Here is a 22,616-nt window from a genome sequence, read left to right as displayed (position 1 = left end):
AACGTATTGATTTCAAATATTGAACGCCAGGCGGAGTGCTCTGAATGAAACTTCTGGTGACCGGGGGCGCCGGGTTCATCGGCTCGGCGGTGGTGCGGCAGGCGATCCGCGACGGGCACGCGGTCGTCAACGTCGATGCGCTGACCTACGCGGCGTGCCTCGACAACGTCGCCGAGGTCGCCGACGATCCGAACTACATGTTTGAAAAGGCTGACATTCGGGATCGAGCGGCGCTCGACGGGATCTTCGCACGCCACGATCCCGACGCGGTGATGCACCTTGCCGCCGAAAGCCATGTCGACCGCTCGATCGACGGTCCGGGCACGTTCGTCGAAACCAATGTGATGGGCACCTTCCATCTGCTCGAGGCGGCGCGAAGCCATTGGACTCGCAAGGGAAAACCCGACGGCTTCCGGTTTCACCACATCTCGACCGACGAAGTGTTCGGCTCGCTCGGGCCGGATCCGGAGACCGATGGACAATTCACCGAGGCCACGCCCTATGACCCGCGCTCGCCCTACTCGGCGTCCAAGGCGAGCTCCGACCACCTCGTGCGGGCATGGCACGAGACCTACGGCCTGCCGATTGTCCTGACCAATTGTTCCAACAATTACGGGCCCTTCCACTTTCCCGAGAAGCTGATTCCGGTGGTCATCCTGAACGCGCTGGCCGGGGCGCCGATCCCGGTCTACGGCGCGGGCGATAACGTGCGCGACTGGCTCTTCGTGGAGGATCACGCGGATGCGCTGCTGACCGTGGTGCAGCGCGGAGAGGTCGGGCGCAGCTACAATATCGGGGGCGAAAACGAGGTCCGGAACATCGACCTGGTTCGTAAGATTTGTACCATCCTCGACGAAAAACGTCCGGGAAACCGCGAATACGCGGAACAGATCGTCTTCGTGTCCGATCGGCCCGGCCACGACCTGCGCTACGCGATCGATCCGACCCGGATCCGCGACGAGCTCGGTTGGCGCCCGTCGGTGACGCTGGAGCAGGGGCTCGCGCGGACCGTGGACTGGTACCTCGAGAACGAGGAGTGGTGGCGTGCGTTGCAGGACCGCGACGGCGTCGGCCAACGGCTTGGTACCGGCGGTTGAACCGCGCGCACCGAGGGGCAAGGAAAGGCACGCATCCATGACCATTCTCGTCTTCGGCCGGACCGGGCAGGTGGCGACGGAACTCTCGCGCCACGGCGGCGACCGCGTGCGGTGCCTCGGGCGCGACGAGGCCGACCTGACCGATCCCGGCACCTGCGCCGCGGCGATCGCGGGCGGCACGTGGGAGGCTGTCATCAACGCTGCCGCCTGGACCGCCGTGGACGCCGCGGAGGAGCAGGAAGGCGACGCGCTGAAGATCAACGCCGGCGCGCCCGAAGCGATGGCGCGCGCGGCGTCCGCCGCGGGCATTCCGCTCGTGCACATCTCGACCGACTACGTGTTCGACGGCAGCGGCACGGCGCCGTTCGCGCCCGACGCGGCGACCGCGCCGCTTGGCGCCTACGGGCGCACGAAGCTCGCCGGAGAGCAGGCGGTGCGCGACGCCGGTGGGACGCACGCGATCCTGCGGACATCATGGGTGGTGTCGGCGCATGGCAAGAACTTCGTAAAGACGATGCTGCGGCTCGGCGCGGAGCGCGACCGGCTGACCATCGTCGCCGACCAGGTTGGCGGGCCGACGCCGGCGGCCGACATCGCGCGCGCCTGCCTCGGCATTGCGGACCAGCTGATCGCCGATCCGGGCAAGACCGGCATCTACCATTTCGCCGGCGGCCCCGACGTCAGCTGGGCCGACTTCGCGCGCGAGATCTTCGCGCAGGCCGGACTGTCGCCCGAGGTTGCCGACATCCCCTCGTCGGAGTTTCCGACACCCGCAGCGCGGCCGGCCAATTCCCGCATGGACATGGGCACGACGACCGCGACTTTCGGCATCGCGCGGCCCGACTGGCGCGCGGGCCTCTCCGACATCCTGACCGAGCTGGGAGCGAAGGCATGACGCAGCGCAAGGGTATCATTCTGGCGGGCGGCTCCGGAACGCGGCTGTATCCGATCACGATGGGCGTGTCGAAGCAGCTTCTGCCGATCTACGACAAGCCGATGATATACTACCCGCTCTCGGTGCTGATGCTCGCGGGGATCCGAGAGATCTGTGTCATCACCACCCCGGAGGACCAGGAGCAGTTTCGCCGCGTCCTCGGCGACGGATCGCAATGGGGCGTGTCTCTGACCTACGTGGTCCAGCCGTCACCGGACGGGCTGGCGCAGGCCTTCATCCTGGCGGAGTCGTTCCTTGCCGGGGCGCCGTCGGCGCTGGTCCTCGGCGATAACATCTTCTACGGGCACTCGCTGCCCGAACTTCTGGCCGAGGCCGATCGGCGGGAGACCGGCGGGACGGTCTTCGGTTATCACGTCGCGGATCCGGAGCGGTACGGCGTGGTCGATTTCGACGCCGACATGAACGCCACCTCGATCGTCGAAAAGCCCGAAGTGCCGCCGTCGAACTACGCGGTGACGGGGCTCTACTTCCTCGACGGCACGGCGCCCGATCGCGCCAGGCAGGTCACACCCTCCGCGCGGGGCGAGCTCGAGATCACCACCCTGCTGGAGATGTACCTGCACGAGGGGCAGCTTGACGTGAAGCGGATGGGCCGGGGCTATGCCTGGCTCGATACCGGCACGCACGAGAGCCTTCTGGACGCGGGCAACTTCGTGCGGACGCTGGAGAAGCGACAGGGGCAGCAGACCGGCTGTCTCGAGGAGATCGCCTTTCATGCCGGGTGGATCGACCGGGCCGCGCTGAAGGAGCGCGCCGAGATGTTCCGCAAGAACGATTACGGCCGCTACCTGCAGCGAATCGTCTGAAGACCGCGCGCGCTCCGATGACCGACCGTCCCGATCCGCCCGAGGTCGCGATCCTGATGGCCGTCTACAATGGCGGCGCGCATCTGGCGGAACAACTCGACAGCATCGCCGGGCAGACGCATGCGCGCTGGCGGCTCTTCGCGGCGGACGACGGATCGAGCGACAACAGCCGCGCGGTTCTGCAGACGTTCGGAGAGTCGCACCCGGTCACGCTGTCGGACGGGCCGCGCCGGGGCGCGGCGGCGAACTTCATGTCGCTTCTCACGCATCTGCCGCAAGACGCGCCGCGCTGGGTCGCCTTTGCCGACCAGGACGACATCTGGCTTCCCGACCGGCTCGAACGTGGGGTCGCGGCCCTCGCACAGGTGCCGGAGGATCACCCCGCACTGTTCTGCTCGCGCAGCTGGATCGCCGATCCGGACGGCCAGCCGCTGCGGCGGTCGCCGCCGCGGCCGCGGCCGCTCGGCTTCGCGAACGCGCTGGTGCAGAACGTCGTCGCGGGCAACACGCTCTTGATGAACCCGGCGGCTCGGACTCTCCTGCAGGCCGCAGCGCAAGAGCCGGACGCGGTGATCGTGCACGACTGGTGGTGCTACCAGATTATCGCGGGCGCCGGCGGGACGATCGTGCACGACGATGCGCCGACGCTTCTCTACCGGCAGCACGGCGGCAACCAGATCGGCGCCAACGACAGCGCGCTGGAGCGGATGAAGAGGGTGCGCATGATCCTCGACGGGACGTTCCACGAATGGAACAGCACGAACATCGCGGCGCTGCGCGCCTCGTCCGGGCGTCTGACGCCCGAGGCGCGCCGCCTTGTCGAAGAGTTCGCTGCAATGCGGGCGGCGCCGCTGGTGCAACGGCTGATCGCGCTGCGGCGGCTGGGTCTCTACCGGCAGAGCCTGCTGGCGACGCTGGCACTCTGGATCGCGGCGGTCCTGAACCGCCTGTGACACGCGCGAGCGGAGCTTTGCGCGCGCCACGTTGACCTTGACGCCCGGCTCGGCCAAACCCGGCGGCGCATCGAACGGGATCGAAGGACCGGCCATGAAAATCGCGATGATCGGCACCGGCTATGTTGGCCTCGTCTCGGGGGTCTGCTTCTCCGACTTCGGGCACGAGGTCGCGTGCGTCGACAGCAACCCCGAGAAGGTCGCCAAGCTCGAGCGCGGCGAGGTCCCGATCTTCGAGCCGGGGCTCGACGTGCTGATGGCCAAGAACGTGGAGTCCGGGCGCCTCACCTTCACCGGCGATCTGTCCAAGGCGATCAACGGCGCCGGCGCGGTGTTCATCGCCGTGGGCACGCCGACGCGGCGCGGCGACGGCCATGCGGACCTCACCTACGTGATGGCGGCGGCCGAGCAGATCGCCAGGGCGGCGACCGACTACGTGGTGATCGTCACCAAGTCGACGGTCCCGGTCGGCACCAACGCGAAGGTGCGCGAGGTGGTCGCCGCGGCGAACCCCGAGCTCGACTTCGACGTGGCCTCCAACCCCGAGTTTCTGCGCGAGGGCGCGGCGATCGACGACTTCATGAAGCCCGACCGCGTGGTCGTCGGCGTGGAGACCGAGCGCGCCGGCAAGGTGATGGAGGAGATCTATCGCCCGCTCTATCTGCGCGAGTTCCCGATCGTGACCACGGACCTCGAATCGGCGGAGATGATCAAGTACGCCGCGAACGCCTTTTTGGCGACGAAGATCACCTTCATCAACGAGATCGCCGCCCTGTGCGAAAAGGTCGGCGCGAACGTGAAGGAAGTGTCGAAGGGCATGGGCCTCGACGGGCGCATCGGCAAGACCTTCCTGCACGCGGGCCCGGGCTACGGCGGGTCGTGCTTTCCCAAGGATACGAAGGCGCTCGCCCGGATCGGTCAGGAGCATGCCAGCCCGATGCAGATCACCGAGACCGTGATCAAGGTCAACGAGGAGACAAAGCGGCGGATGGTCGACAAGCTTCTCGATCTCTGCGGCGGCAGCTTCAACGGCAAGACGATCGCGGTGCTGGGCGTGACCTTCAAGCCGAACACCGACGACATGCGCGATGCGCCGTCGCTGACGATCGTGCCGGCAATGGTGGGCGGCGGCGCAACGGTGCGCGTGACCGATCCGCAGGGCCGCCGCGAGGGCGAGGCGCTGCTGCCGGGGGTCGCGTGGCACGACGATCCCTACACCGCCGCGGCGGAAGCGGACCTGTTGGTCGTGCTGACCGAGTGGAACGAGTTCCGCGCGCTCGATCTGTCGCGGATCGCGCAATCCATGCGTGGCAAGCGTATGGCGGATCTGCGCAACGTGTATACGCTCGAGGATGCGCGCGCCGCCGGCTTTACCGCCTACGACAGCGTCGGGCGCGTGGCCGGCGCCGCGATGTGAGCCGGCCGGTCGTCGAAACCCCGCGCACGGTCCGGTCACGCCGCATCCGCGCATCAGGAACGGGACAAATGCAATGAGCGCACCGGTGCTCGTCGTCATGGCGGTGTTCCGGCCCGATCCGGAGCATCTGGAGGCGCAGGTCGCCTCGATCGCGCGCCAGCGCGACGTGACGGTACGCCTGATCGCGGTGATCGCCGACACTGTCTCGCGGTCGCTCGTGGCCGAGGTCGCGGGGCGGCACGGCCTGAACCCCGTGCTGGTCGATGTGGATTCGGAGCTCGACGCCGTGCGCGCCTTCGAGGCGGGGCTCGGCGCGGCGGTCGAGTTGGCGCGGACGCTCGACGACGAGCCGCTGATCGCGCTGGCCGACCAGGATGACATCTGGCACGAGGACCGGCTGTCGCGTGGCGCGGCGGCGTTGTCCGGCACCGATCTGCAGATGGTGCATTCCGACGCCCGGCTCGTGGCGGCCGATGGCACGACCGAGATCGCGCCGTCGATGTTCCGCTTCGAACGGCGGCAGAAGCGGCCGGGATTGCGCGGGCTGCTCTACCGCAACGTCATCACGGGCATGACGTCGATGATGCGGCTGCGGGTGGCGGAACTGTCGCTGCCGTTTCCGCCGCAATCGGGCGTGCATTTCTATCACGACCTGTGGCTCGGGCTGATCGCGGCGGCGACCGGCGGAGTCGGGTTCGTGGACGCCCCGCTGGTCGAGTATCGCCAGCACGGCAAGAATGCACACGGCGCCATCGACCGAACACGCGGCTGGCTGCGCGGCGCGGCCGGCAAGCCCAAGCTGCCGGACATGATGTCGCTGCGCCGCGAGGCCGCGGCCTACGCGCTCGCCCGCTATCTCGCCCATGCGACGCACAATCGTATCGTGGACGCGGTTGCCGACGGGCGCCTTCCGGCCGGCACCGCGCGGCTGCGCCCGCTGCGCCCGTACCTGCGGCGCACCTTCGGCGCGGGCATGCACTTATGGGACGCGGCGAAGCTGGCGGCGCGGGGTCATCTGGGGCTCGCCCGGATCGCGTCGGGGTTCTGGGTGGCGAGCACCGGCCGCACGGTCTGGACCATGCGCGAGGCGCTCGGCCCGGGCCGCGACGCGGCCATCCGGGGCTTTGACACCCGGCTTTACAGCCTCGCGCCCGGCATGCCGCCGCCGGCTCCGAAGAGCCTGGCCGGCCAGCGCAAGGCGCCGGAGCCGTACGAGGCGCAGATCGACGAGCGCAAGCTGCCGCGCTGGGTGCCCGCGTTCGACGCGCCCGAGCCGGCGTTTACCGTCCTCGTGCCGACGCTCAACCCGTCGGAGGTCTTCGCGGGGATCGTAACGGCGCTCGATTTCGGGCTCGGGCTGGCCGCGCGGGGAATGCGCGTGCGGTTCGTCGCGACCGACCTGCCGATCTCCTCGCCGGCGGCGTCGCGCGCCTTCGTGCTGCGCCGATTGGCGCGGGAGGCCGCCGCGTCGGGCGCGGGCGACCGCGTGTCGCTGCATTGCGGGGTCCAGTCGGACACCCTGCCCGCCCATGCCGGCGACGTGTTCATGGCCACGGCGTGGTGGACCGCCCACATCTCCGACACGCTCATCCGCCGGCACGGCTATTCGGTGCCGCGGTTCGTCTACCTGATCCAGGACTACGAGCCGAACTTTTATCCGTGGGGCCCGGAATACGCGGACGCGGCCGAAAGCTACGGCTTCGACTTCGAGCCGGTGTTCAACACCACGCTCCTGAGGGACTATTTCGCGCAGCAGGGCTTCGAATTTGCCGAATCGGGCGCACTGGCCTTCCGTCCGTCGATCGACATCTCGCGCTACGCGGACAGCCCGCGCAGCGGCGGCAGCCAACCCCGGCGCCTGGCGCTTTACGGGCGGCCGGAAGTGCCGCGCAACATGTACGCGACATCGGTCGAGGCCCTCGCGCGGTTCCTGCGCGACCGGGAGCTCGGCCCGGACGATATCGAGCTGGTGTCGATCGGCCTGCCGCATGCGCCGCTCGAGATGCCGAACGGCGTGACGCTCGAAAGCCTCGGCAAACTTCCCTACGAAGATTACCCTGCCTACCTGGCGGGATCCGACCTTGGGCTGTCGCTGATGTATTCGCCGCATCCCTCGCACCCGCCGATCGAGATGGCGGCCTCGGGGATGCGCGTGGTGACGAACGGGTTCGGACCGAAAGACCTGTCGCGGCTGACGCCGGCGATCCTGTCGGCGGATCCCGAGCCGCGCGCGCTGGCCGCCGCACTGTCGCGCGCGTGGGACATGCCGCCGGTCACGGCGGACGAGCGGCGGATCGACCTCGGGCCGCTCGGCCTGTCGGTCGACGAAGCGATCGATCGGCTGGCCGCGCGGGTGGCGCCGATGCTCCTGCGGAACGCGGCATGACGCGGCGGATCGTGCTGCATATCGGCTCTCCGAAGTGCGGCTCGACCTACCTGCAGCGGGTTATGCTGAAGAACGCGTCGGTGCTGACCGAGCACGGCGTGCGCTACCCTGACCCCGGCGACGGGCACCCGGGCAATGCCGGTGCGCTGCCCGAAGTGTCGCGCGCCGAGATCGACGGCTGGTTCGCCGACGGCGTCGAGACCGTGGTCCTGAGCCACGAAGACCTGTTCTCGAAGGCGCGGACGGCGCAGCGACTGATGAAGATCGCCGGCAAGACCGGTACCGAGGTACAGGTGATCGCGTTCCTGCGCCCGTTCTCGGACTTCCTGTTCGGCGACTATTCACAGTTCATGAAGCAGCACTTTCCGCGCTACCTCGCCTCGCGCAATCCCTACGACGGACGCAGCTTTCGCGACCTGATCGTGCGGCGGGTCGACAAGCTCAATGCCGCGCGGTTCCTGACGAACTGGCAGCGGATCGCCGGCGACGCGCCGATCCGGGTCGCCGGACATCGCGAGATCAAGCCGGTGGTGGAAGAGCTGATCGGCGCGCTTCCCCTCGACTGGAGCGTCGAGCGACACGAGACGAACCCGTCGCTCCGGATGGAGGACTGCGACCGGATCGCCGCGGCGCTGCGCCGGCCGCACGTGCCCAACTCGGTCATCGAACAGATGTACCACGCCGCATTCTTCAAGGTCGACCGGCCCGATTCGGGTCGCAACGCCGCACGCCGCGCGGTGATCGAAGAGATGTTTGCCGAGGAGAACGCGCAGATCCTCGAGGCCTTCGGCTACGACAACCGCCTGAAGCCGGACTAGTCAGCCGGCCTTGGCCTTGTGGGCGCGGACCAGCTCGGAATGGTCGTGGATCGCGGCCTCCACGTCCTCGTAGAAGGTGAATTGGCCGTCTTCGAGAATCGCGGCGTGGTCCGCGAGCTGGCGCACCTTGGGCATCGAGTGCGAGACCATGATCGCGCCCGAAGTCTTCATCCGCTCCTTGAACACGGCGTCGGACTTGGCGTTGAAGCTGGCGTCGCCCACGGCGGTGACCTCATCGACGAGGTAGGTGTCGAAGTGGATGCCCATCGACACGCCGAAGGCGAGGCGCGAGCGCATCCCCGAGGAATAGGTGCGCACGGGCAGGTTGAAGTGATCGCCAAGCTCGGCGAATTCCTCCACGAAGGCGGCGAGCTCATCGGTGTCGACGCCGTAAACCCGGGCGATGAACCGCGTGTTCTGAAGCCCCGAGAGTTCCCCGTGGAACGACCCCGCGAAGCCGACCGGCCATGACACCGTCCCCTGAGCGACGATACGGCCGGAGTCGGGATCCATCGAGCCCGACAGCATCCGCAGCAGCGTGGACTTGCCCGCGCCGTTCCGGCCGAGGATCGCCACGGTGCGGTTCGTGGGAAAGACCGCGTTGATATGGTCCGCCACGACCTTGCGCCGGCCGTGGAGGATGAAGGTCTTGCAGAGATCGCGAAGCTCGATCATCGCCGCCTGTCGCCCGGATCCCGCGCCCGCTCAGCGGCGGTCGCGCAGGGAATAATAGATCATGGTGCCGATCGACCACGTCAGGAACAGCGAGCCCGCGACGAGACTGAGCAGCACCCAGCGTCGCGGGAACTCGGCGGTTTCGGCGAGCGTGGGCGCGACGTAGCTGGCGAGGTAGCGCGACTGTCGCTGCGCCTCGGCCAGGGCGCTGTCGCGCGCGGCGCGTGACGAGACGTAGGCCTCCTCGGCGAATTCCTGGTCGGCGCGCAGCGCCTCGTATTCCTCGAGAAGCCGGGAATAGGAGCGGCCGTTGGGGCCGGTTTCCTCGGAGCCGCCGACATCCTCGGCCATTTGCGAGCGTTCGCTGGAGATCTGGCCGCGGATGGAGCGGATGCGCCTGTCGATATCGGCGATCCGCGGATCCGACGGGTTGCTTTCGAGGATCGTCCCACGCTCCACCAGCGCCTCGGCCAGCTGTTGCTGCAGCGCATTGACCACGCCCATCTGGCCCTGGATATCCGCCAGCGGGTCGATGATGCCGGTGCGGTTGCGGAACGCGGTGGTGGCCTGCCGCGCTTCGCGCAGGCGATCCTCGGCCCGGGCGAGTTCGTCCTCGGCATAGCGCATCGCGTCCTCGCGGGCGATCTGGGAGAGCTGATTGATCATCTGGCTGCTCTCGTCGAAGATCACCTCGGAGATGCGCTGTGCCTGGTCGGGTTCGAAGGCGAGCACGCGCACCTCGATCAGACCCGAGCCGCGGTCGTAGAAGACCTTGACCATGCGCTGCCAGTAGGACCAGAGCGCCTCGATCCGCGCATCATCGCCGAGCGTGAACACCGGGTCGCCGTCGATCGCGTAGAATTCGCGAAGCGGCAGGCGGTCGGACACGGCGCGCACCATCTGCTGGCTGCCGATGAATTCGTAGAGGATGTCGGTGTCCGACGAGGACGATCCCGACAGCTCGGTGATGCCGCCCAGAAGCTCCACCGCCGAGCCGATCTCCTCGGTGCGGACGGAAAAGCCGACGCGGCTGGCGTATTGGTCGTGCGCCACGGAGAAGAGGTAGTACGCCGCCACGAGCGCCGGGACGACGACCCACAGGATGAAGGACAGCCCGAGAAGCCAGTGACGCCGGCGGGGTTCCGCCGGGCGCGCGGGCGGACGCACCGGCGCATCGCCCTGGGGCGGGACACCGGCCTGGTCAGGGCGGCGGCCGGTCTTCATCGGGGTGGGCTGGCCCTTCAGCCAGCCGGGCACCTCCTGGGTCCCGGCGCGGCTCGTCTCCTGTGGACGATTGGCGGCTCCGGCTGTGGGTGTGGGCTTCTGCACGTGGGGATCATCCTTCCCTGATGCCATGCGGCGCCGGCTCGGGCGTCGGCCGCGCCTTCCTCTAGCAAAGGCGATGCCGCTATGCCAGAGAGCGCTCATGTCAGATGTCTCGCTTCCGCCGCTGCCCCGCGACCGCGCCCGCCCGCCGGCGCGGCGCTTTGCGACGGGCCGGGTGATCGCGGCGCTGATGCTGCGCGAGATGTCGACGACCTATGGCCGCTCGCCGATGGGCTATCTCTGGGCGATCCTGGAGCCGGTGGCGGGCATCGGGCTTCTGACGTTGGTCTTTGCGACGGGGTTCCGCTCTCCGGCGATCGGCACGAATTTCGCGATCTTCTTCGCCTCCGGCGTCCTGCCGTTTTTTGCCTACATGGATCTGCAGAACAAGATCGCGATGGCGCAGCGCTTCTCCAAGCCGCTGCTGGCCTATCCGGGCGTGACCTTCATGGACACGATCATCGCGCGCGCGATCCTGAACGCGATCACCCAGACGCTGATCGGGATCTGCCTCTTCACGGGCATCATCGTGCTCTACGATCTCGACATGATCCTCGACGTACCGGACATGGCGATGAGCTACGCGATGGCGTTCGCGCTCGGGATCTCGGTCGGCACGCTCAATTCGTACTTCCTGACCATCTACCCGATCTGGGAACGGGTGTGGGCGATTCTGAACCGGCCTCTGTTCCTGATCTCGTGCATCATCTTTCTCTACGACCAGATCCCGATGCCCTATCGCGACTGGCTGTGGTGGAACCCGATCGTGCACATCGTCGGCGTGTCGCGCGACGGGGTCTACGCCACCTACGATGCCAGCTATGTCTCGAAGCTGTACGTGTTCGCCATCTGCGCGGTCTGTTTCGCCGTGGGCCTCGTGCTGCTGCGTCGCTACAACCGCGACATGATCAACATCTGAGGCGTGGGACATGGGCTGGCGCGGATATGCCGACCACCAGCGCAAGGCGGTCTTCTTCTGGTCGCAGAAGGCAGCGTGCACGACGCTCTGGCGCGTTCTGGCCGACAACATGGCCGAGCCGCCGGCGCAGAAGAAATACTTCCACCAGACCTCGCAGCCGCTGGCCGACCTGCGACCGCTGATCGACCGGGACGGCTATGCCGCGGTGATCGTGGTGCGGCATCCGACGATCCGGGCGATCAGCGCCTACTTCAACAAGTTCTGCGTCTACCAGGGGCGGCCGCTGTCGACGCGCCGGCAGCTCGAACCCTTCGCGCGCGATCTGCACGATGCCTACGTGGCGCGGACCGGGGCCTATCCCGACGCCAACACCATGAGCTTCGAGGATTTCCTGACCGAGATCGAGGCGCTGTTCGCCGACCGGCCGGGGCCGGACGTGCCGGTGAACGGGCACTGGGACACGCAGATTCCGCCGACACTCGCCCGCGATCGCAGCTTTCGATACGATCACGTGGTCCATGTCGAGCGGCTGGAGACCGAGATGGCCGCGCTCGGGCGGACGCTGGGCCTGCGCTATACCCCGCAGGTCGAGAACCGGACGCCGGTCGCCGAGAGCGATGCGCATGACGGCTATCTCGGCCGGGTCGCGGCGCAAGAGGTGTCAGGCTATGCCTTCGGCTACGCGAATTTCCTGTCGGAGGAGACGATCGCGCGGATCGCGCGGCTCTACGACGTGGATTTCGCGACCTTCGCCTACCGGCCGGATCCACGGTTACGCGGCGGCCCGCTGGGGCCGCCCGCGCTGTCGGACGCGTTGCGCGCGCGGGTCGGGGGGATCTTTGCCCGCGCGCGCTGAGCGGTCCGGTCAGAGGAAAACGAAGTCCTCGATGGTCAGGTCCGCGGCGGACACGCCGAGCAGCACGACGGTATCGCCGTTGTAGCTGAGCACTGCCGCCGTTTCGCCGCCGGCGAGTTCGTCACGAACATCCAGCGAATCGAGTCGGCCCTGAAGGCCGCTGCCCGGCACGAAGGGCACGTTGTCGAAGCGCAGTTGATCGACGCCGTCCTCGAAGTCGGTGACGAAATCTACCGATCCGTTGCCCGGCTCGGCATCGCTCCAGACGAAGAGGTCCGCACCTTCGCCGCCCGAAATCGTGTCATTGCCGACGCCGCCGTTGATGGTGTCGTCGCCAGCACCGCCGGTGATCGCGTCGTCGCGTCCGCCGCCGGCGAGGAAATCGTCGCCGTCGCCGCCGAAGACGACGTCGTTGCCCTCGCCGCCGCCGATGGAGTCGTCGCCTTCACCGCCGACGAGCGTGTCCTGGCCGAAACCTCCGCCGAGGCTGTCGTTGCCCACGCCGCCGAACACGAGGTCGGTGCCCTGGCTGCCGCCGGCAGTGTCGTCGCCCTCGCCGCCGACGGCGGTGTCGTTGCCGGCGCCAAGCGCGAGAACGTCGTTGCCGAGGCCGCCCTCGGCGTAGTCGTCGCCGAAGCCGCCGCCGAGCGTGTCGTTGCCGGCCTCGCCCTCGAGCTGGTCGTTGCCGAGACCGCCGCCGATCGAATCGTTGCCGTCACCGCCGAAGACGAAATCGTTCCCGTCGGAGGCCGCGATCTCGTCGTCGCCGGCACCACCCAGCAGGACGTCGTCGTTTTCGCGCCCGCCGAGCGTGTCGTCGCCGGCGCCGGCCTCGATCCGCTCGGACGCAGTGCCGCCGATGATCTGTTCGGCCTCGTCGGTTCCGGACAGCGTGGTCTCGGTTGCCGGCTGGGTGTCGTAGGGAGTGTCGGGCACCTCCGGCGCATCCTCGAACGCGGCCGGCAGGCCGAAGTCGACGGGCGCGGACTCGCCGATCTCAACCCCGAAGAAGTCCGTCGCCGCGACGGTGTCGCCCGGAGCGATGGGCGCGTCCTCGATCGCGATGGTGTCGGTCGCGAAGAGTGCGGTCTGCAGGTCCTGCGCCGACGGAACGCCGGTCACGATGGGCTCGCCCGCGAGCGTGAAGATGTATCCGCTGACCGACAGTTGCTGTGCGTTGGCGCTGTCGGCGTCGATGACGAAGGCGAGCGTCGAGTTCACGCCGTCGAGGACATAGGGCGTGAGGTAGAGCTCGTAGCGATCATCGAGCAGATCGATCGGCGCGCCGTCGAGGCTGACGCGGTCGAGCCGGCCGGCGCCGACGTCGAGAAAGGCGCGAAGCTCGTCTTCGGCATCCGGCGAGAAGGTGATCGCAAGGTTGTCGCTGCCCTCGAGCACGAAGTCCGCCGCGCGCGGGGTGGAGATAACCTCGCCCCGGACGTTGGAGACGAACTGGATACCGGAAATCGTAAAGGTGGCCATGAGTGTAACCTTTATGGATAGATTCGAAATTACTTGAGCTTAGCGCACAAAAGCGGTGCGCGGAGAATAGCAAATCTTCGTCCCCGCGGAAGTAATTTTCCGCGAGAGGCATGGTTTGCGCAGGATCGGAAGTGTGTTGTTCGCCCGGGCGCAATAATCTGCGCCCGGGCGGAGGTCTGGATCAGACGAAGAGGAAGTCGTCGACGCCCAGGGCATCGGCCGATACGCCGAGGAGAACGACGGTTTGTCCTTCGTACTCGATCTCGGCCGCGGCCTGTCCGTTGAAGGTCGTGTCGTCGATCGACAGGGTCTCGACCCGGCCGGCGAGGCCCGAGCCCGGCGCGTTGGCGACCCCGGCGAAGAGGAGTGTATCGACCCCGTCCTCGAAGTCGGTCACCACGTCGACGTCACCGGCGATGTTGTCGGTCGAGATCCAGTTGAACTGGTCCGCGCCGCTGCCGCCGGTGAGCGTGTCGTTGCCCGAGCCGCCATTGATGGTGTCGTTGCCTTCGCCGCCATCGACGATGTCGTTGCGGCCGCCGCCGGCGAGGAAGTCGTCATCGTCGTCGCCGCGCACGGTATCGTTGCCCTCGCCGCCGCCGATCGAGTCGTTGCCGTCGCCGCCCTCGACGAGATCCATGCCAAAGCCGCCGCCGAGACTGTCGTCGCCGGAACCGCCGCCGACGCTGTCGCTGCCGTACGAACCGCCGATCGTGTCGTTGCCTGCGCCGCCGATGATGCCGTCGTCGCCGGCCCCGGCCGCGAGCACGTCGTCGCCGGCACCGCCGTCGATCCGGTCGTCACCGACACCGCCGCCGATGGTGTCGTCGCCGGTTTCACCGGCAATCGAATCGTTGCCTTCGCCGCCGCCGATGGAGTCGCGGCCGCTGCCACCGGTGATGGCGTCGTTTCCGACCGAACCGGCGATGTTGTCGTTCCCGCGGCCGCCGTCGAGCACGTCGTCACCGTCCTGGCCGAAGACGCCATCGTCGCCGAAATCACCGTCGATGGTGTCATTGCCGCCGCCGCCGGTCACGGTGTCATCGTTCACGGTGGCCGTCAGCGTGTCATCGCCGTCGGTGCCCTGCACGCTGTCGCCCGGGACGCCGCCGCTGCCGCCGGCCTCCAGCAGGTCGTCGACGTCGAGCCGGACGTCATCGAAGATGAAGGTCTCGATATTGACGTAGGTGTCGGTGCCCGCCGCGGAGGCGATCACGATGGACCCGTCTGCGTTCTCGGTCACCTCGGCGTTCTCGAGTGTCGCGCCGACGACCACGCGGTCGTCGCCCTCGCCGCCGTCGATCAGGTCGTCGCCGAGATCGCCCTCGAGCCGGTCGTCGCCGTCGTTGCCGTTCAGCGTATCGTTGCCGGCATCGCCCTCGATCGTGTCGTCGCCACCGCGGCCGGACACCACGTCGTCGCCTTGGCGGCCCTCGAGCCGGTCGTCATCCGACGAACCGCGGATCGTGTCGTTCACGCGGCTGCCGCGCGCTTCCTCGATGTTGCGGAGCGTGTCGACGAAGGCGACCCCGTCCCGGCTGCCCTCGGCGCGGCCGAGTTCGAGGTCGATGACCATCTCTTCCATGCGCGAGCGATCGTAGCGGATGCGGTCGATGCCGCCGCCGCCGTCGATCGTGTCGTTTCCGCCGTTGGAGATGAAGCTTTCGCGGCGCGCGCTGCCGGTGATCTCGTCGGCGAAGTCGGTGCCGCCGAATTCCAGCCGGCCGTCGCCCGACACGTTGATCGTGTCCTCGCCGCCGAAGGCATCCTCGACGATACCGGTCGCGAGGTTCGCGGTCACGCCGGTTTCGGCCCGTTCGCCGCCATCCCAGCTGTTGTAGATGCGGACGGTGCCGCCGTCCTCGATCTGAAGGTTGAAGGTGTCGTCGCCGTCGCCGCCGGACAGCGCCATCCAGTTGCGGTCGGCCTGCCGGATCGTGAACGTGTCGTCGCGGCCGGTGCCTGCGATCTCGATGCCGTCGCCGCTGTCCTCGAAGGTGGCGGTGCGGATGTTCAGGATACGGTCGGTGAAGTCGCCGTCGGTGATCGTGGCGGTACCGAGGACGGTGTTGATCGAGACGGTGATCGGGCCGTCGATCTCGTTGTATTCCAGCGCGTAGTAGCTGCCCGGCGTGCCCGCGCCGAGGTCGTAGGTGTCCGAACCCTCCGAGCCCTTGAGCACGTCATAGCCGTCGTTTTCACCGGGATCGAAGGTGTCGTTCTGCGGCGTGCCGACGAGGTAGTCGTCGAACCTGCTGCCGGTGACCTGCACGGGTTCGGTCACCAGGCGGAACGCCTCGGTGAAGTCGAACATGTCGAGCCAGAGCGTGGCTGCGGACGCGTCGAAGACGATCGGCCCGTCCTGCGAGAACAGGTCCGCGACCGCGTCGAGATCGCCATCCTCGATCGCGTCGTCGAACGCCTCGACGAAATCGACGAGGGTCCAGGTGATGCCGTCAATCACGGCCACGGTGACAAGGTCGTCCGGCCCGTCGACGGTGTCGAAGAATTCGATGGAGGTGATCACGCCGCCGTTCGGCTCACCGTTCCCTGCGAGCGAGAACCCGGACCCGGTGAGCGTGGTGATCGCGCCGGTGTCGGAGTTTTCGAGAACGATTTCGGTGCTGCCGAAGCTTATCGGTTCAGGTTCGAAGCGGTCGTCCGCGGAAGAGAATGCTTCGCTGAGGAAGAACTGGTCGTCGCCGAAGTATGTGATCTGCATGGCCGTCTCAATATTATTCCGGGAATGCGGCAACGCGCTTTGCCGCTCATCCGGAATACAGCGACCAATCCGTTAAGGAAGTCTTTCCACCGGATTGGACACATCTTGGATCCAATACGTGACTCGAAAGACTCATTGCGGAATTCGAAGAGGTTTGGCGGGGCCCGGCCTGCGCCCCGCCGCTGTCAGAGCAGTCCGAAATCGCTCGCGTCGATTTCGGAGGCGGCGACCGAGTCGAACCAGATCTGCAGGTCGCCGAATTCGGCGACCGCGTAGAGCGTGCCGCCCAGCACGGTCTCGGTGACCTCGAGGTCGTCCGCCGTCGCGCCGAAAACGCGGAGCACGTCGATCCCGTCCTCGTAGTCGGTGAGGATGTCGATGTCGCCCGCATCGCGCGCGTTCCACACGAAGAAATCCGCGCCCGCGCCGCCGGTCAGGATGTCGCTGCCGCTGCCGCCGTTGAGGGTGTCGTTGCCCTCTCCGCCGTCGAGCAGGTCGTCGCGACCGCCGCCGGCGAGGAAGTCGTCGCCATCGCCGCCGCGCACCGTATCGTCGCCGAGACCGGCACCCATCGTGTCGTTGCCGAGCCCGCCGACAAGCGTGTCACGGCCGCTGCCGCCGCCGAGGTCGTCGTCGCCCCGCCCGCCGATCACGAGGTCGTCGCCGTAGCTGCCGGCGACCATGTCATCGTCGAATTCGCCGTCGAGTTCGTCGTTGCCGGCGCCGCCGGCGATCCGGTCGGCGCCGCCGTCGCCGACGACGAAATCATCGCCCTCGCCCGCGCCGATCGTGTCGCTTCCGTCGCCGCCGCGGATGCGGTCGGCGCCGAAGCCGCCACCGATGAAATCGTTGCCCGACCCGCCGAAGATGCGGTCACCGCCGTCGCTGCCGCCGATCGTATCGTTGCCGGCGCCGCCGGAAATCGTGTCGTCGCCCGCCTCGCCATACAGCGAGTCGTTGTCGCCGCCGCCGTTGATGTCGTCGTCGCCAGAGCCGCCAAGGATGGTGTCGGCGTCATCGTTGCCCTGAAGGCGGTCGTTGCCGGCGCCGCCGAGGATCGTGTCGCGCCCGGCGGAGCCGAGAATCTCGTCGTTGCCGGCGCCACCGGCCAGCCGGTCGTCGCCCTCGTCCGCGGCGATGCTGTCGTTGCCGGCGCCACCGTCGATGTCGTCGTCTCCGGTGTCGCCGAACAGACGTTCGTTGCCGTTGCCGCCTTGACGCACGACCGGCGCGGCCGGCCGCACGCCGACGCTGCTGATCTCGACGCCGCTGTCGGTGTCGGTGACGATGATGTCGGCTGCGAAGAAGTCACCGGCGACGGTGAAGGTGGATTCCGGCGTGCCGTTCTCGTTGGCGTCGATGCCGATCTCGATCCCGTCGGCCGTGAGCGTGGTGAGGATCGACGCGGCGCTCAGGTTGCCGTTCAGGACAAGCCGGTCGTTGTCGCTCCAGCCGCGGATGATGTCAGAGCCGAAGTTGGCGGCGCGCCCCGTCACGGTGTCGGCGCCGCCGTTGAGCGATACGATCTGCGGGGCTGCGTTGACGCTCAAATCGTCGGACAGGCCGGTGCCGATCACGTTCACGAAGGTGCCGGTGGCGTCGATCGTCGTGGCCTCGGCGTTGCCGATGAAAAGGCCGGAATCGAGGATCGAGTCGCCCGAGTCGGCAATACCGATGACCACCTCGTTGATGCCGGGCTCGATCGGGACGAGCACCGTCAGCAGGGTCGAGAACCCGTCATACTCGGTATCGAAGGTGTCGTCGGTGTTGTCGAAGAAGTTGCCCGGCGTGTTGATCGCGTCGCCGACGATCGACAGCGGCTGGCTCGGATCGTTGCCGAAGAGCGCGTAGTTCGTGCCGTTGACGTAGACCGCCGCGATGTCGACGAACGCGCTGTCGGCAAACTCCGGATACTCGTCGGAGCCGAAGAAGAGCTCGAACGCGAGCGTGCCGGTGGAGACCTGGTCGCCGTCGATGGTCAGGGTGACGACCGCCGCGTCGTTGGTCTGATCGGCCTCGGGGAACGCGCTGGAGGCGGTGACCGTCAGGCGGGGATCGCCCGGTTCGTTGAGGTTTTCCGAGAAGTCGTTCTCGGTATTCTCGGTGCCGGGGCCGCCGCCCGTCGTCAGGAAGATGCCGCGCTCGATGAAGATCGAGGTCGCACCGTCGGTGATGGTGTAGCCTTCGGGCAGGAGCGCGATGGCATTCGGCGCGCCCACGTAGTCGATGCTGTCGGGCGTGATGCCGGAGGTGCCGAACAGCACCGCGGCGATCGCCGGGTCACCGCGCGAGGTGATCGCCTCGCCCACGGGCGGGAAGGCATCGACGGGCTGACCGAGCCCGTCGCGATCGTCGTCATCGTCGTCGGGGCGGCCGCCGTCATCGTCGTCGCCGCCATCGTCACCCAGCGCAGGCTCGGCGATCAGGCGCACGTCGTCGAGGGTCAGCGTGGCGTCGGAAAAGGTGAACGTCTCGATGTCGCGCAGCAGGTCGGTGCCGAGACCGGGGGCCGAGACCTGATAGTCGCCGGCTTCGGTCACGAAGAACTGCGCCTCGACCGAGCGCGCGTCGAAGAGCGCCTCGTCGGTGCCGCCGCCGCCGTCGATCGTGTCGTTGCCTGCCGCGCCCTCGAGGATGTCGTCGCTTTCGGACCCGAGAATGGTGTCGTTCGACGCGCCGCCGGTGATGATCTCGAAGCCGGAGAAGTCGCTGTCCATGCCGCCGGCGGTGATCGTGCCGCGGCCGGCCGCGTCGAGCGTGATGCGCATCGGCCCGCCGACGCCTTCGCCCGAGAGCGCGTCGATACCGCCGCCGCCGGAATAGCTGCCGGCCCCGGCGCCCACGGTCACGGTATCGTCCCCGGCGCCGGCGGTGATGTCGGCGCCGCCCGCCCCGGCGGAGAGCACGTCGTCGCCGCCGCCGCCGATGATCGTCTCGAACCCGGCGCCGCCCGCGATGTCGTCGTCACGCTCGGTTCCTCGGATCCGCTCGATGCCGGTGAATGTGGCGCTGCCGCCCTCGCTATCGCCGCCGTGGCTGAGGCTGCCGGCGCCGTCGGCCGAAAAGGTCAGCGAAAGGCCGGCCGTGCCGCTGCCGGCGAAGGCGAGCGCCGAGGCATCGATCTCGTCGGCGGAGCCCTCAGGCTCGGTGCCCGTGGGCGTGAAGCCGTGGATCACGTCGTCACCGGAGCCGAGGATGAAGACGTCGTCGCCGGCGTCGCCCTGCAGGAAATCCCCGCCAGCGCCGCCGATCAGCGTATCGTCGCCCGAGCCCCCGAAGAGGAAATCGGTCAGCTCCGCGCCGACGAGCCTGTCGTTGCCGCCGAGGCCGCTCAGGACGTTGCTTTCGCCCGCGATGCCGGGAATGACATCGGCTCCGGCGGAGCCGTCGATGGTCGCGTTACGGGTCGCGGACCCGACGGGACGGGACTGGATAATGGCCATTCTGTCCTACCGCTCTGCCTCTTGCCCGCATCGGTCCCGGCGGGTGTTCGCCGGGCCGGACTTGTCTGTCGTGCGGGCCCTCGAGCAGACGCTAGGCACCGGCGCGTCACGCTGTCAAAGCCGGAGCGCCCTGCCCCTGCAACTGCGCCGCGAACCGACGCGCGCCCGCCACAGGCGGACGCGCGCGTAAGTCACACGAAGACGAAGTCTCCGAGATCGAGGTCATCGGCGTCGACCCCGGCAAGGAGGATTTCATGTCCGTTGAAGCTCAGGACCGCGCCGTCAGCCGTGTCGCGCGGATCGAGCGCGTCGAGATACCCGGCCAGGCCCGAGCCCGGCGCGTTCTCGACCCCGCTGATGCGCATGCTGTCGAAGCCGAGCTCGAAATCGGTGATGATGTCGCGCTCTCCCTCGATCATGTCGTTGAACAGGAACATGTCGGCGCCGTTGCCGCCGGTGAGGGTGTCGTTGCCTTCGCCCCCGTTCAAACGGTCGTTGCCGTCGCCGCCGCGCACGACGTCGTGGCGACCGCCCCCGGCGACGAAGTCGTTGCCGGACCCGCCGTCGATGACGTCGTTGCCCTCACCGCCGCCGATATCGTCGTTGCCGCCATCGCCGTTGATGGTGTCGCGGCCGAAGCCGCCGCCGAGGCTGTCGTCACCCGCGTTGCCGTAGAGTTCGTCGTGGCCGTAGCTGGCGCCGGCCGTGTCGTCGCCGGTGCCGCCGCGGAGGATGTCCTCTCCGGCGCCGCCAGCGAGCACGTCGTGACCGTGGCCGCCGAAGATGCTGTCCTCGTCGAAGCCGCCGCCGACGGTATCGTTGCCGTCGCCGGCATCGATGCTGTCGCGGCCGGTGCCGCCGCCGATGTTGTCGTTTCCGGCGCCTGCGCGGATCGTGTCGTTCCCGTCGGAGCCGGCGATCTGGTCATGGCCGCCACCGGCGATCAGCGAGTCCGACCCCTCGCCGCCGGCCAGCGTGTCGTCGTTGCCGGTGCCGGTCAGCGTGTCGTTGCCCTCGGTTCCGGCAACGAGCGAGCCGGGGCGGCTCGGCGTCGGTTCGGGCTCGGGTTCCGGCTTCGGCTGTGGCTGTGGCTCCGGTTCGGGCTGGCTCTGCTCTAGGAGCTGCGCGCGGGTGACCGTGCCGTCGGTGAAGGCAAAGCGTTCCACGCCTTCGAGGTAGTCGTTGCCCGCATCGGAGGTGATGCGAACCCCCTGCCCCTCGGCCACCGCGGTGGCAGAGGCCAGCGTGACGCCGAATATCGCGGTATCGGTGCCTAGCCCGCCGTAGATCGTGTCGTTGCCGCGGCCGCCCTGAAGCTGGTTGTTCGCATTGTTGCCGACGATCAGGTCGTTGCCGGCGCCGGTTGCCGCGTTCTCGATCACGGTGCCGGCCGCGATGGCGAGGCCGCCCTTGATGCCGCCGACATCCGACACGCTACCGGCGCCGAGGTGCAGCTCCTGAGAGACGCCGACCGTCGAGAGGTCGATCTTGTCGATGCCGCCGGTGTCGAAGATCGTGTAGGTGACCTTGCCGTCGTCCCAGAACCCGCCGGGCGCGGAGGCGCCGTCGTAGAGGATCGCGAAGGCGGTGCCGAGCGCGCCGCCGACATTGGAGTTCGCACCCCAGGTGGTGTTGCCGGTATGGGCCGTGGTCCCGCCGTAGAGCTTCTGGATGGCGGCGATGTCGGCCAGCATCGGGGTCAGCGCGGTCACGTCGTCCGCGGGGACGTTCGGGTTCTCGTCCGGCTCGAAGTAGCTCATTACCGACAGGAGCGTGGAATCGTTGGCGAAGAGCGCGTCGGTATCGAAGTCGATGCTGCCCGAATACGGGCCGAGGTGCCCGAGGCCGAGCGCATGGCCGATCTCGTGCACGAAGGTTTCGAAACTGTAGCTGTCCCGGCTGGTGCCGTATTGATCCGTCCAGCTGGTCGAGACGTTGACGTTCGACTTCTCGTTGATGCCGCTGTCGAGGTAGTAGTAGCTCGGGCCGGCAAACGCGCCGCTGGAGTTGTCGTCGAAGACGATGTCGGCCGAACGCGTCGTCTCGGTGAAGCGCAGCGGGCTCACCTCTTCCCAGGCGTCGAGGGCCCAGCGCGCGAGCTGTTGCGCCTGGCTCGTCAGGCCCGAGAGGTCGACGCTGATATTCGTGTTCTCGAAGCGGATCGGCGTGGGCGCACCCCACTCGATCTCGCTCAGGTAGATCGCCGCGGTCTCGATGCTGGCCTCGGCCGGCGAGGCGATGACCTTGTACTCGCCGCGCTCTCCGCTCGCGCCGGAAACGTCGACGTAATACGTGCCGGAGCTCTGAGCGGTGTACTCGATCGCCGAGAACAGGTTGCCGCCACCCATGTCGTCGTTGGACGCGATCTCCGACCCGCCGCCGTTGCGCAGCGTCAGCATGGTGTCGTCGAGGCCGTCCGAGGATCCGCCCGTGCCCCATGCGAGGAAGACGTAGCTTTCGCCCGCTTCCAGATCGACGGCCATCCAGTCGCTCGCATCGTTGCGGTCGATCTCGCCCTGGAAGATCTCGCCCACGTCGAGCGAGGCGCTGGTGCCGCGACCCGAAGCGGCATCGCCTTGCTCGGTGGTCGTCCCGACCGCTTCGTCCGAGGCGAGGATGCCGGCGGTGCCGCCGATGGTGGGGTAGGTCACGGCCGCGCCCGTGGCGGCGTCGCGCATGACGGAGTCAAGCGACTGGCAAATGTTGCACATTGGCTTATTCGTCCATTTTTCTGCTCGACTGCCGCTTTGCGCGGCTTGGG

Annotated in this window: 15 protein-coding genes; 9 read left to right on the top strand and 6 right to left on the bottom strand. The window is 68.0% G+C overall.

What is annotated here, in order from left to right:
* Positions 1-44: 44 nt before the first annotated feature.
* The 7 genes from rfbB to ROJ8625_RS13995 all read left to right on the top strand — a co-directional run bounded on the left by rfbB (position 45) and on the right by ROJ8625_RS13995 (position 8,432).
* On the top strand, positions 45-1,097 hold the full coding sequence (gene rfbB / locus ROJ8625_RS14025) for a dTDP-glucose 4,6-dehydratase (RefSeq protein WP_085792538.1): 1,053 nt from the start codon (positions 45-47) through the stop codon (positions 1,095-1,097).
* Between the two features lie 37 nt (positions 1,098-1,134).
* Entirely contained in the window at positions 1,135-1,992 is an 858-nt protein-coding gene (gene rfbD, locus ROJ8625_RS14020) for a dTDP-4-dehydrorhamnose reductase (RefSeq protein ID WP_085792537.1), read from the top strand.
* Positions 1,989-2,858 (top strand): glucose-1-phosphate thymidylyltransferase RfbA, encoded by an 870-nt coding sequence (gene rfbA, locus ROJ8625_RS14015; protein WP_085792536.1) that lies wholly within the window; start codon positions 1,989-1,991, stop codon positions 2,856-2,858. The genes rfbD and rfbA overlap by 4 nt, the downstream gene beginning before the upstream one ends.
* A gap of 17 nt (positions 2,859-2,875) precedes the next feature.
* On the top strand, positions 2,876-3,811 hold the full coding sequence (locus ROJ8625_RS14010; RefSeq protein ID WP_085792535.1) for a glycosyltransferase family 2 protein: 936 nt from the start codon (positions 2,876-2,878) through the stop codon (positions 3,809-3,811).
* A gap of 94 nt (positions 3,812-3,905) precedes the next feature.
* Positions 3,906-5,228 (top strand): UDP-glucose dehydrogenase family protein, encoded by a 1,323-nt coding sequence (locus ROJ8625_RS14005; RefSeq protein WP_085792534.1) that lies wholly within the window; start codon positions 3,906-3,908, stop codon positions 5,226-5,228.
* Positions 5,229-5,301: 73 nt separating this feature from the next.
* Positions 5,302-7,614, top strand: coding sequence for a rhamnosyltransferase WsaF family glycosyltransferase (locus tag ROJ8625_RS14000; RefSeq protein WP_234984273.1), 2,313 nt, complete (start codon positions 5,302-5,304; stop codon positions 7,612-7,614).
* Positions 7,611-8,432 (top strand): hypothetical protein, encoded by an 822-nt coding sequence (locus ROJ8625_RS13995; protein ID WP_085792533.1) that lies wholly within the window; start codon positions 7,611-7,613, stop codon positions 8,430-8,432. Before ROJ8625_RS14000 ends, ROJ8625_RS13995 begins: the two co-directional genes overlap by 4 nt.
* Here the strand turns inward: ROJ8625_RS13995 and ROJ8625_RS13990 are convergent, their stop codons facing one another.
* Complete coding sequence (locus ROJ8625_RS13990) at positions 8,433-9,107, bottom strand: ABC transporter ATP-binding protein (protein ID WP_085792532.1); 675 nt, start codon at positions 9,105-9,107, stop codon at positions 8,433-8,435.
* 30 nt (positions 9,108-9,137) lie between these two features.
* Entirely contained in the window at positions 9,138-10,436 is a 1,299-nt protein-coding gene (locus ROJ8625_RS13985; RefSeq protein ID WP_234984272.1) for a KpsE/RkpR family capsule polysaccharide export protein, read from the bottom strand.
* Between the two features lie 97 nt (positions 10,437-10,533).
* On the opposite strand from ROJ8625_RS13985, the gene ROJ8625_RS13980 reads away from it, so the two are divergent.
* Entirely contained in the window at positions 10,534-11,352 is an 819-nt protein-coding gene (locus tag ROJ8625_RS13980) for an ABC transporter permease (RefSeq protein ID WP_085792531.1), read from the top strand.
* 10 nt (positions 11,353-11,362) lie between these two features.
* On the top strand, positions 11,363-12,208 hold the full coding sequence (locus ROJ8625_RS13975; RefSeq protein ID WP_085792530.1) for a sulfotransferase family 2 domain-containing protein: 846 nt from the start codon (positions 11,363-11,365) through the stop codon (positions 12,206-12,208).
* A gap of 9 nt (positions 12,209-12,217) precedes the next feature.
* Here ROJ8625_RS13975 and ROJ8625_RS21495 read toward each other — a convergent pair whose 3' ends face one another.
* From ROJ8625_RS21495 to ROJ8625_RS13955, 4 genes are all read right to left on the bottom strand, one after another.
* Positions 12,218-13,690 (bottom strand): calcium-binding protein, encoded by a 1,473-nt coding sequence (locus tag ROJ8625_RS21495; RefSeq protein WP_085792529.1) that lies wholly within the window; start codon positions 13,688-13,690, stop codon positions 12,218-12,220.
* Positions 13,691-13,871: 181 nt separating this feature from the next.
* Positions 13,872-16,412, bottom strand: coding sequence for a calcium-binding protein (locus tag ROJ8625_RS21490; protein WP_085792528.1), 2,541 nt, complete (start codon positions 16,410-16,412; stop codon positions 13,872-13,874).
* Positions 16,413-16,597: 185 nt separating this feature from the next.
* Positions 16,598-19,855, bottom strand: a complete 3,258-nt coding sequence (locus ROJ8625_RS13960) for a choice-of-anchor L domain-containing protein (protein WP_085792527.1) — start codon at positions 19,853-19,855, stop codon at positions 16,598-16,600.
* 191 nt (positions 19,856-20,046) lie between these two features.
* Entirely contained in the window at positions 20,047-22,533 is a 2,487-nt protein-coding gene (locus ROJ8625_RS13955; RefSeq protein WP_159456776.1) for a M10 family metallopeptidase, read from the bottom strand.
* Positions 22,534-22,616 lie beyond the last annotated feature (83 nt).

This window comes from Roseivivax jejudonensis, from assembly GCF_900172265.1.
Taxonomy (GTDB): Bacteria; Pseudomonadota; Alphaproteobacteria; order Rhodobacterales; family Rhodobacteraceae; genus Roseivivax; species Roseivivax jejudonensis.
This window is presented reverse-complemented; position numbering and strand designations above follow the sequence as displayed.